The sequence below is a fragment of the uncultured Stenotrophomonas sp. genome, assembly GCF_963519925.1.
Classification (GTDB): Bacteria; Pseudomonadota; Gammaproteobacteria; order Xanthomonadales; family Xanthomonadaceae; genus Stenotrophomonas; species Stenotrophomonas maltophilia_AE.
In genome coordinates this window covers 20,815-30,457 of record NZ_CAUQPH010000037.1, presented here as the reverse complement: position 1 = coordinate 30,457, position 9,643 = coordinate 20,815, and the positions used below count along the sequence as shown (strand labels likewise).

Here is a 9,643-nt window from a genome sequence, read left to right as displayed (position 1 = left end):
CTTCGCCGGCGCCGCCGGCCGTCGCCATCGACAGCGGCACCGTCCACGCCACCCTGGCCAAGCTGCAGGCGCAGACCGCCGGCATGCGCCGCAGCATGGCCGACCTGCACAACGCGCTGCTGGCGCAGGTGCGCGCCGACCACGGCCCGCAGGCCAGTCTGACCGTCAAGGACACCGATACCTTCGACCTGCTGGACATGCTGTACGGCCAGATCCACCGCGAGGTCCGCCCCGACGCGGCCGCGGTGGACCTGCTGACCCGCCTGCAGGTACCGGTGGCGCGCGCGGCGTTGTCCGACCCGGCCTTCTTCGTCCGCGACCAGCACCCGGCGCGCGAACTGCTCAACGCGGTGGCCGAAGCGGGCGCCAACTGGCTCGGCGAAGAGGATGTCGACCCGCAGCTGGTACAGAAGCTCGACCGCGCGGTGGACAAGGTGGTCACCGACTACCAGGGTGACGCGGCGGTTTTCGACGCCGCCAATGACGAAATCCAGCAGCATTTCCGCGCGCTGGCGCACAAGGCCGAACTGGCCGAGCGCCGCCATGTCGAGGCTGCGCGCGGCAAGGAGCGGTTGGAATCGGCCAAGCAGCAGGCCAGTGCCAGCATCGAGCAGCTGTGCATGCAGGCCGCCCCGCCCCGCTTCGTGCAGTCACTGCTCAAGCAGGCCTGGTCCGACGTCCTCACCCTGACCCTGCTGCGCAGCGGTGAGGGTTCCGAACAATGGCACGCGCGCCAGCAGGAAACCGCGCGCATCGCCGAGGTCACGTGCCAGCCGCCCGGCAGCGCCGACAGCGACAGCCAGCTCGGCCAGCAGGTCGAAGCGGCGCTGCTGCAGGTCGGCTACCACCAGGACGAGGCATCGGCGATCGCCCGGCGACTGTCGACCCCGGGCGGCGAAGACGACACCAGCTCGCGCACCGAACTGACCGCGCGCATCCGCGCGCGGTCACGGCTGGGCGAGCAGGCCGACGGTGCCGAACACCGGCGCGAGGCGCCGCTGGCGCGCAGCCCGGCCGAGGAGGACTACTACCGCCAGCTGCGCACGCTGCCGTTCGGCACCTGGTTCGAATTCACCACCAACCAGCAGGGCGACCTCCGTCGCCAGCGCCTGTCCTGGTACAGCCTGATCACCGACAACGCGCTGTTCGTCAATCCGCGCGGGCAGAAGGTGGCCGAGCATTCGCTCGACGCCCTCGCCCGGTTGATGGCGCACGGCCAGGCGCGCCTGGTCAGCGAAGGCAAGAGCCGCCTGATCGATCGCGCCTGGCAGGCGACCCTGCGCACGCTGCGCTCGCTGGCCGGTACCCCGTCCCCTGCGGAGTCCGACAATGAATGACGACACCCGCCGCGCGCCGCGCCGCAACGTGGACGACCAGGTCCCGGTCACCGACACCGTGGCCGAAGCGGTGATCGGCCGCCTGGGCAATGTGTCCGAGACCGGCATGCTGATGCTGTGCTCGGTGCCGATGAACGACGACGCGCTGTACCAGTTGCGCTTCGCCATTCCCGGTGCGGACGGCCAGCCGTTCCCGCTGGACGTGGGCGTGCACCTGCTGTGGAACGAACCCAGCCACGTCACCGGGCAGAGCTGGGCCGGGTTCCGCTTCCTCACCCTCAGCCGCGAACACCGCGACCGGCTGCGGGCCTGGGTGGCCGAGGAATCTTCGGCGGTCTGAGTGCCGGTTCCGGCACAGCGCACGGCGGCCGATTGCGGCAGAATCAAGGGCTGCATTCCGCACTGCCTGATGAGCCCCGTGATGAACCAGCCCGACCTTGGCGCCCTGTATTCCCAGCATGTACACGTGCTCTGCCAACGCGCCGACGAGGCGCTGGCACGCGGCGGTTTCGACCACCTGGTGATTCCCAGCGGCACCCTGCACTACCAGGCGTTCGATGACCGCGATTACCCGTATGCGGTGAATCCGAACTTCAAGGCCTGGCTGCCGCTGACCAAGGTGCCCAACAGCTGGCTGGTCTACACCCCGGGGCAGCGGCCAAAGGTGATCTTCCACCAGCCGTTCGATTACTGGCACGTGGTGCCGGATGCGCCCAACGGCTGGTGGGTGGAGCACTTCGACATCGAGATCATCCGCAACGCCGATGACGCGCGCGCGCTGCTGCCGCGCGACCCGGCGCGCTGCGCGATCCTGGGCGAGCCGCAGAGCGCGCTGGGCGCGTTCGTGCCCAACAATCCGGAGCCGGTGCTGCATTACCTGGACTGGCACCGCGCCCACAAGACCGCGTACGAGATCGCGCTGATGCGCCAGGCCCAGCGCCTGGGCGTGCGTGGCCACCGCGCCGCCGAGGCGGCATTCCGCGCCGGCGCCAGCGAGTTCGAGATCCACATGGCCTACTGCAGTGCGGTCGGCCAGGACGCGAACGAACTGCCGTACGGCAACATCATCGGGCTCAACGAACACGCGGCGGTGCTGCATTACACCGACCTCGGCCGCAGCGCACCGCAGCCGCTGCGCAGCTTCCTGATCGACGCCGGCGCCAGCGCGTACGGCTACGCCAGCGATATCACGCGCACGTATGCGGCCGCCGGTCACGACGAGTTCCAGGCGATGATAGATGCGGTCGATGTGGCCCAGCAGAAAATGGGTGCCGGCGTGCGTGCGGGCGTGGATTACAAGCAGCTGCACATCGATGCGCATCTGTCGCTGATGGGCATCCTGAAGGACTTCGGCGTGCTCAAGGTCTCGCCGGAAGCGGCGTTGGCCACCGGCGTCAGTGCGGCGTTCTTCCCGCACGGGCTGGGCCACCTGATCGGCCTGCAGGTCCACGACGTGGCCGGCTTCGCGGCCAGCGACCGCGGCGGCCGCATCGAGCGCCCGGATGGCCACCCGTACCTGCGCCTGACCCGCACGCTGGAGCCGGGCATGGTGGTCACGATCGAACCGGGCGTGTACTTCATCGACATGCTGCTGGACGAGGTGAAGCAGCGCGGCCACGGCGACAGCATCGACTGGAGCCGCGTGGACTTCTTCCGGCCTTACGGTGGCATCCGCATTGAAGACGAAGTGCTGTGCACCGAAGGCGATGCGGACAACCTGACCCGGCCGGAATTCGCCAAGGCGTGACGGCAGTCGACGCTTTCCCATGCAGCCGGGCTTTGCCCGGCTGCTTCATGCATTTTGGCGAACAGCCGGTGGCCATCGCATGGCCTGAGCTGGGCCGGCGGGGGCCACGGGAAGATCAACGGCAGTGCCGATCATTCTCATGCGTTACCGGGCGGTGGTGCGTTCCGTGCGTTCGTTCGGGAACCGAACCTACCAGCGGCACCGCGCAGGGACACGCCATGCGTGTCTGCTCTTGCCTTGGACTCGAATCAGCGAACGGCGTTCATTTCCTGCTCGATCTCATCAGCACTTCGCGCCAGCCCAGCCGTCAGCACGTGATGCCCGCTTTCGGTGATCACCACGTCATCCTCGGTACGGATGCCTATCCCGCGCCAGCGCGCTTCCACGCTGGTGTCGTCCGCATCGATGTACAGGCCCGGTTCGATGGTGAAGGCCATGCCGACTTCCAGCAGGCGTGAATCGCCGGCCAGGCGGTAGTCGCCCACGTCGTGTACGTCCAGCCCCAGCCAGTGCCCGGTCTTGTGCCGGTAGAAACGCTGGTAGTGGCGTTCGGCGATGTTCTCTTCCAGCGTGCCCTTCAGCAGCCCCAGCTGCAGCAGTCCCTCGGTGAGGGTCTGCACCGCGGCCAGGTGACCCGCTTCATAGGGCACGCCCGGGCGCGCCTGCGCCAGCGCCGCCGCCTGCGCCGCGCCCACCAGGTCGTGCAGCGCGCGCTGCTCCGCACTGAAGCGGCCGTTGGCCGGGAAGGTCCGGGTGATGTCGCTGGCATAGCCGCGATACTCCGCACCCGCATCGATCAGCACCAGTTCGCCATCGCGACTGCGCGCGTTGTTGGCGCGGTAGTGCAGGATGCAGGCGTTGGCACCGGTGCCGACGATGCTGCCGTACGCCGCCCAGGCATCGTGCGCGCGGAACACCCGCTCCACGTCGGCCTGCAGTTCGTACTCGTGGATGCCCGGCCGCGCCACCTGCATCGCCGCCCGGTGCGCCAGCACGGTGATGTCCGCCGCGCGCTGCATCAACGCGATTTCCGCGCTGGATTTGAACAGGCGCTGCTCGTGCAGCAGGTGGCCCAGCTCCAGGAATTCGTGCGGCGGCTGCGCGCCATGGCGCACCTGCGAACGCACCCGGTTGACCCAGCCGATCAGCTTCAGGTCGAACTCGGCATCGCGACCGAAGTGGTAGTACACCCGCGAACGCCCTTCCAGCAGTCCCGGCAGGATGTCGTCCAGATCGTCGATCGGGTACGCATCGTCCATCCCGTAGTTCGCCACCGCGCCTTCCTGCCCGGCACGCGCACCGTCCCACGCCTCGCGCGCGGCATCGCGTTCGCGGCAGAACAGGATCACTTCGCCATGGCGGCGGCCGGGGATCAGCACCAGCACCGCCTCCGGCTCCGGGAAGCCGCTCAGGTACCAGAAATCCGAATCCTGGCGGAACGGGTAATGCGTATCCAGGCTGCGCACCCGTTCGGCGGCCGCCGGCAGCACCAGGATGGCGTCATCGCCTGCCATTTCCATCAACTGCTGGCGACGCGCGGCATACTCGGCCGCGGAAATGCCGGTCAACGCGTGGATGTCCATCTCAGTTCAGGCGCTGCCGGTGGCGCGCCGCCATCACGCAGTCGCCGTGCAGGATCAGCACCGCCACGCGGATGAACTCCTCGATTTCCGCCAGCGCATCTTCGTCGTCATCGTTGCCGCTTTCGAAATCCTCGCTCGACGCCTGGGCCAGCTTGGCCAGGTCGTTGAGCGCTTCCTCACCCTCTTCCGACAGCGTCGGACGCTTGCCGCCCGCGCCCAGCCCGAAGCCGCCCAGGAACGCGCGCGCCCAGGTGAACAGGGCGTCGGCCTGTGCTGCGGTGTCATCGCCCTCGCCGAGCAGCAGCTCGAAGGCGAAGTCGCGGTCCTCCAGCTGCGCCACGCTGGCACGCATCAACTGGTCCAGCGCATCGCCCTCCGCCGGGGTCGGCGCGTTGTCGTCGGCCAGCACCCGTGCCGGCCATTCACGCACCGGCGCACCGCCGGCCGACAGCCAGCCGCACAGGCCGCCGTGCAGCTCGGCCGCACTGGCGCCCAGGCCCGCCGCCTGGCTGGCCGGGTTCACGTCATTGACACTTGGAAGTTCGGTCATCTTGGGGCTCGATCAGGTGGGGTGCCGGCGCAACCGACAACCCCGGGTTGGCAGCGTCACAGTGTATCAATCCACTGGTGGCAACCGGGGGGCAGGTCGACCCCGCGTGAATTCGCTTGACCGCCTCCACTCCCCTTGCCTATCGTGCCGGACATGGAACCCGCCGATGCCATCGCCCAATTGCAGGCCTTTGCCGCCCGGGTGGAGGCGTTGCTGGAACGCAACCAGCGCCTGGCCGAGGAAAACCGCAGCCTGCGCCACCAGCAGGAAACGCTGGTCAACGAGCGCTCGCAGCTGCTGGCCAAGAACGAACAGGCCCGCTCGCGGGTCGAAGCCATGATCACCCGGCTCAAATCCCTGGAGCAGCACACATGAGCCAGACCGAACCGGTCAGTGTCCGCATCCTGGATCGCGAATACACCGTGGGCGTGGGCGCCGACGAACGCGAAAGCCTTACCGCCGCCGCGCGCCTGCTGGACGCCAAGATGCGCGAGATCCGCGGCAGCAACCGGATGGCGGCGGTCGACCGGATTGCCGTGCTGGCCGCGCTCAACCTGGCGCACGAGCTGCAGCAGCTGCGCGACGACCACGCCCGCCAGGCGGTGGCGCTGCAGCAGACGCTGGCGGATCTGAACAGGCGTCTGGACCGGGCGATCGACGGGGCCTGATCCGCACGCATGCATTGATGCATACGCGGTTTTCATGGTTCTGAATTGGTGTGTAATTGGACCGACGAACGGGGTATCCGATCCGGTCGGGTTGGCTATAATGGCCGTGCGTTCTCTGCTGTGAACGACGGCGTGTGCAAACATTCGCCTTGTCCCTTAATTACGACCACGGGTGCGCGACGGCGCCGGGAGTGCAGGTCCGCCTTGTAGCGGGAAGCCCGAAGGAGTCCCAGCGTACCCACTTGAACCCCGGGTTCAAGGTCGTTTCGCACGCATCGTCACCGCGGAGAATGCAGTATTCCGGCAAGAGCGACGCCCCATCGGGACGTCGCTCTTGTTTTATCCGGCTCTTACGGACCCAGGCATGACCGACCCGCGCTCCGCACTGCGCCAGCAGCTGCGCCAACGCCGCCGAGACATCCCCGCCGCGCAGCGCCTGGCCGCCGCCGAACAGCTCGCCGATGCGCTGCTGGCCCTGCCCTTCGCGCCCACAGACGGGCACGTGGCCGGCTACTGGGCGCTGGACGGCGAGATCGCCCTGCACCGTTGGCAGATGCGCCTGCCCGACACCGCCACGTATTGTCTGCCGGTGCTGGCCGGCGACACCCTGCGCTTCGCGCCATGGCGTCCCGGACAGCCACTCACGGCCAATCGTTACGGCATTCCCGAACCCGACGTTGCCATTGGCGACACCCTCGCCCCAGCGCAGTTGGCGCTGGTGGTGGCCCCGCTGGTGGGCTTCGACGCGCAGGGCCGACGGCTTGGCATGGGGGGCGGCTGGTATGATCGCAGCTTCGCCTTCCGCCAGTCGCGCCCGGCGCCGCCCTGGCTGGTCGGCGTCGGTTTTTCGGTGCAGCAGGTCGACGCGCTGCCGGTGCAGCCCTGGGATGTAGCGGTGGATGCGATCTGTACCGACGCCACGACGATCACCCCCGTACCGACCCCCGGTCGTTACCTACCCGAACAGAACGACGCATGACCGCACGCAAGCGCTACTGGCTGATGAAGTCCGAACCGGACGCCTTCTCGATCGACGACCTCCAGCGCGTGGGCCAGGAACCCTGGAACGGCGTGCGCAACTACCAGGCGCGCAATTTCATGCGCGACGGCATGAAGGTCGGCGACGGTGTCCTGTTCTACCACTCCAATACCAAGGTGCCGGGCATCGTGGGAATCGCCACGGTGGCCACCGAGGCCTACCCGGACGAGACCCAGTTCAATCCGAAGTCCGACTACTACGACCCCAAGGCCACGCGTGAAACGCCGCGCTGGCTGCTGGTGGACGTGGCCTTCGAGCGCAAGCTGCGCGACACCATTCCGCTGGACGAGATCAAGCTGCACGCCGACGCACTGGGCGAAGGGTTTCCGCTGATCGCGCGCGGCAACCGGCTGTCGATCCTGCCGGTCACCGCCGCGCAGTGGAAGCTGCTGCTGTCGCTCGAAAAGCACTGACCCCTTTCCCGTACGAGTTTCCCGCCATGTCCGAAGCCAAACGCCTTGCCGCAGAAAAAGCCCTGGAATACGTCGAAGACGGCATGATCGTCGGCGTCGGCACCGGTTCCACCGTTGCCTACTTCATCGACGGCCTGGCCCGCATCCAGCATCGCATCAAGGCCACCGTGTCCAGCTCGGAGCAGAGCACCGCGCGGCTGCGCCAGCACGGGATCGAGGTGATGGAGCTCAACCACTCCGGCAGGTTGTCCCTGTACGTGGACGGTGCCGACGAATGCGACGGCAACAAGTGCCTGATCAAGGGCGGTGGCGCCGCATTGACCCGCGAAAAGATCATCGCCGAAGCCAGCGAACGTTTCGTCTGCATCATCGACCCGAGCAAGCAGGTGCCGGTGCTGGGCCGCTTCCCGCTGCCGGTGGAAGTGATTCCCATGGCACGCAGCGCGGTTGCACGCACCATCATGGACATGACCGGCGGCCAGCCGGCGTGGCGCGAAGGCGTGGTCACCGACAACGGCAACCAGATCCTGGACATCCACAACCTGCAGATCACCGACCCGGTCGCACTGGAGCGCGAGCTCAACCAGCTGCCCGGCGTGGTCTGCGTGGGGCTGTTCGCGCGCCGCCCGGCCGACGTGGTGATTGTTGGCGGCGAACCGCCGAAGGTGTTCTGATACTCCCGCCGGCACGCCCGTGCCGGCTCCCCTGTGAGGTCCGCGTATGCCCCTGATGCGTCTGCTGCTGCCGTTGCTCCTGCTGCTCACCCTGTCCGGCTGCGCCAGCGCCGGGGCCAGCCACTGGGTCGAACTGGGGGGCGCGCGTTACCAGGTGGAACTGGCGACCAACGACGAAGCCCGTACCCGCGGCCTGATGTTCCGCGACGAGATGCCGGTCGACCACGGCATGCTGTTCCTGCACGACCGCGAGGAACTGCAGGCCTACTGGATGAAGAACACCCGGATCGCGCTGGATATCCTGTACTTCGACGACGAGCGCCGGCTGGTCAGCCAGCAGCGCGACGTGCCACCGTGCTCGGCCGGCGACCGGTGCCCGCCCTATCCCAGCAGCGGCCCGGCCCGCTACGTGCTGGAGCTCAACGCCGGCCAAGCCGAGAAACTGGGCCTGCAGGACGGTGCCCTGCTCACCTTCGGCCCGGGCATCGCCGACCAGCCCTGAACCGGGGCTTCCGGTGCGGCGTCTTTCACGCCGCACCGCTTGAATCGCGCCGCGATTGTCGCCAGTCTGTGTCCATGCAGGGGCACATGACATTGCCGGCGTGGGATTCCCTGGCCGAACTGGACGACGAGGCGCTGCCGCTGTTGCCCACGGCCCTGCTGATCGCACGCGACGAATACCCCGACCTCGACCCGCAGGTCTACGACGCCCTGGTGCAGAGCCATGCCGACCACCTGCGCGGCGAGGTCGACACGATCGCGCATTGGCCGCTCAAGATCGCCGCGGTCAATCGCCACCTGTTCGACGAGCTGGGCTACGGCGGCGACCATGGCGAGTACTACGACCCGCGCAACAGCTACCTCAACCAGGTGTTCGAACGCCGCCTGGGCAACCCGATCTCGCTGGCCATGGTGCAGATGGAAGTGGCACGGCGGCTGGGCATCCCGCTGGACGGGGTGTCCTTCCCCGGCCATTTCCTGGTGCGGCTGCCAGTGGACGACGGCATGCTGGTGATGGACCCGTTCAATGGCGGGCGACCGCTGGACGTGGAGGAGCTGCGTGAACGCGCACGGTCGCACCTGGGCGGCGAAACGCCCGACGACCAGGTGCTGGCGCAGATCCTGGACGCCGCCCCGGCGCGCGCGATCCTGATGCGCATGCTGCGCAACCTGCATGGGGTGTACGTGGAGCGCAGCGAGTGGGACCGCGCCGCGCGCAGTGCCGACCGCCTGCTCAAACTGGCACCGGAACAGGACGACGCCCTGCGCGACCGCGGGCTTGCCTACCTGCAGCTGGATTACCAGGCGGGGGCGCGCCACGACCTGGCGCTGTACCTGCAGCGCAATGGCCAGGCCAACGATGCCCAGTGGGTACGCGAGAAGCTGGTGGAACTGGGCGGCCGGGTACCCCGGCTGCACTGACCCGCCTTGTATCAATCCATCTCGACCATTTCGAAATCGTCCTTGGTCACGCCGCAGTCCGGGCAGGTCCAGGTGTCGGGGACGTCTTCCCACGCGGTGCCCGGGGCGATGCCCTCTTCAGGCAGGCCGTCGACCTCCCGGTAGATGAAGCCGCAGACAACGCACATCCAGGTGCGGAAGGTGGTGGCAGTGGCGTCGGTCATCGGATAA

Annotated in this window: 13 protein-coding genes and 1 other RNA gene; 11 read left to right on the top strand and 3 right to left on the bottom strand. The window is 68.0% G+C overall.

Going from position 1 to position 9,643, the window contains the following annotated elements; translation table 11 throughout:
• The 3 genes from RWO33_RS09280 to pepQ form a co-directional block, all read left to right on the top strand.
• Positions 1-1,337, top strand: a 1,337-nt coding sequence (locus tag RWO33_RS09280; RefSeq protein ID WP_314104545.1) for a DUF1631 family protein, incomplete at its 5' end; no start/stop codon positions are given.
• Complete coding sequence (locus RWO33_RS09275) at positions 1,330-1,677, top strand: PilZ domain-containing protein (protein ID WP_145479305.1); 348 nt, start codon at positions 1,330-1,332, stop codon at positions 1,675-1,677. The genes RWO33_RS09280 and RWO33_RS09275, both read left to right, overlap by 8 nt.
• 81 nt (positions 1,678-1,758) lie before the next feature.
• Positions 1,759-3,084, top strand: coding sequence for a Xaa-Pro dipeptidase (gene pepQ, locus RWO33_RS09270; RefSeq protein WP_314104541.1), 1,326 nt, complete (start codon positions 1,759-1,761; stop codon positions 3,082-3,084).
• A 248-nt stretch (positions 3,085-3,332) separates the two neighbouring features.
• Here pepQ and RWO33_RS09265 read toward each other — a convergent pair whose 3' ends face one another.
• Together RWO33_RS09265 and RWO33_RS09260 are read right to left on the bottom strand one after the other, a co-directional pair.
• The gene (locus RWO33_RS09265; RefSeq protein ID WP_314104549.1) at positions 3,333-4,661 is read right to left on the bottom strand and encodes an aminopeptidase P N-terminal domain-containing protein; all 1,329 of its coding nucleotides are present in this window, start codon (positions 4,659-4,661) and stop codon (positions 3,333-3,335) included.
• A gap of 7 nt (positions 4,662-4,668) precedes the next feature.
• On the bottom strand, positions 4,669-5,217 hold the full coding sequence (locus tag RWO33_RS09260) for a UPF0149 family protein (RefSeq protein WP_314104538.1): 549 nt from the start codon (positions 5,215-5,217) through the stop codon (positions 4,669-4,671).
• A gap of 153 nt (positions 5,218-5,370) precedes the next feature.
• On the opposite strand from RWO33_RS09260, the gene RWO33_RS09255 reads away from it, so the two are divergent.
• From RWO33_RS09255 to RWO33_RS09220, 8 genes are all read left to right on the top strand, one after another.
• On the top strand, positions 5,371-5,592 hold the full coding sequence (locus tag RWO33_RS09255) for a TIGR02449 family protein (RefSeq protein WP_145479302.1): 222 nt from the start codon (positions 5,371-5,373) through the stop codon (positions 5,590-5,592).
• Positions 5,589-5,885, top strand: a complete 297-nt coding sequence (locus RWO33_RS09250) for a cell division protein ZapA (RefSeq protein WP_145479301.1) — start codon at positions 5,589-5,591, stop codon at positions 5,883-5,885. Before RWO33_RS09255 ends, RWO33_RS09250 begins: the two co-directional genes overlap by 4 nt.
• Positions 5,886-5,994: 109 nt before the next feature.
• Positions 5,995-6,179: non-coding RNA, 6S RNA (ssrS, locus tag RWO33_RS09245), on the top strand.
• A 70-nt stretch (positions 6,180-6,249) separates the two neighbouring features.
• Positions 6,250-6,864, top strand: coding sequence for a 5-formyltetrahydrofolate cyclo-ligase (locus tag RWO33_RS09240; RefSeq protein WP_314104531.1), 615 nt, complete (start codon positions 6,250-6,252; stop codon positions 6,862-6,864).
• A complete protein-coding gene (locus RWO33_RS09235) occupies positions 6,861-7,337 on the top strand; it encodes an EVE domain-containing protein (protein WP_145479299.1) in 477 nt (158 codons plus the stop codon). Before RWO33_RS09240 ends, RWO33_RS09235 begins: the two co-directional genes overlap by 4 nt.
• A 26-nt stretch (positions 7,338-7,363) precedes the next feature.
• Positions 7,364-8,011 (top strand): ribose-5-phosphate isomerase RpiA, encoded by a 648-nt coding sequence (gene rpiA / locus RWO33_RS09230; RefSeq protein ID WP_314104527.1) that lies wholly within the window; start codon positions 7,364-7,366, stop codon positions 8,009-8,011.
• A gap of 46 nt (positions 8,012-8,057) precedes the next feature.
• The gene (locus RWO33_RS09225; RefSeq protein ID WP_186308883.1) at positions 8,058-8,513 is read left to right on the top strand and encodes a DUF192 domain-containing protein; all 456 of its coding nucleotides are present in this window, start codon (positions 8,058-8,060) and stop codon (positions 8,511-8,513) included.
• 74 nt (positions 8,514-8,587) lie between these two features.
• Positions 8,588-9,433, top strand: coding sequence for a SirB1 family protein (locus RWO33_RS09220; protein ID WP_145479297.1), 846 nt, complete (start codon positions 8,588-8,590; stop codon positions 9,431-9,433).
• Between the two features lie 11 nt (positions 9,434-9,444).
• On the opposite strand, the gene RWO33_RS09215 is transcribed toward RWO33_RS09220, so the two are convergent.
• Positions 9,445-9,636 carry a rubredoxin gene (locus tag RWO33_RS09215; protein WP_282247329.1) on the bottom strand — a complete coding sequence of 64 codons (192 nt, stop codon included), beginning with the start codon at positions 9,634-9,636 and terminating at the stop codon, positions 9,445-9,447.
• Positions 9,637-9,643 lie beyond the last annotated feature (7 nt).